Origin of the sequence: Staphylococcus caledonicus (assembly GCF_016238465.1) — a bacterium.
Classification (GTDB): Bacteria; Bacillota; Bacilli; order Staphylococcales; family Staphylococcaceae; genus Staphylococcus; species Staphylococcus caledonicus.
Map to the genome: position 1 here is coordinate 1 of NZ_JABTXV010000018.1, position 423 is coordinate 423.

General features: G+C 45.2%; 1 protein-coding gene. It reads left to right on the top strand.

Annotated elements, in window-relative coordinates:
• Positions 1 to 101 precede the first annotated feature (101 nt).
• Positions 102 to 423 (top strand): sigma-70 factor domain-containing protein (locus HS848_RS12545; protein ID WP_269814431.1); only part of this gene is annotated, 322 nt, incomplete at its 3' end.

Here is a 423-nt window from a genome sequence, read left to right on the forward strand (position 1 = left end):
TTTCAGGAATGCGATCCAAGACCTTTGTTTTTCGTCAGGTTGCTGCTTTGAGGAGTTTTATGGAGACAGACTACGATGTTTCTGATTTAATGCAGCTTTAATTGCGTGACATTGGTCGATTTCCACTTCTCAACGCGGCTCAGGAATTGCACTATGGTCAGCAGGTTCAGATCTTAATGCAGCTTCAACAGTTAAGAACAACACTCTTGAAGCAATTACAGAGAGAACCAACGATCGCAGAATGGGCAACCGCAGCAAAGCGAACTGAAACAGAATTAACCGAAGCGATCGCCGCCGGAAGTCAGGCAAAGCGGAAACTGCTTGAAGCGAACTTGCGATTTGTGGTGTCGATCGCAAAACGCTATCAGAAGCGAAACGTTGATTTACTTGATCTCATTCAAGAAGGCTCACTTGGACTAGAAC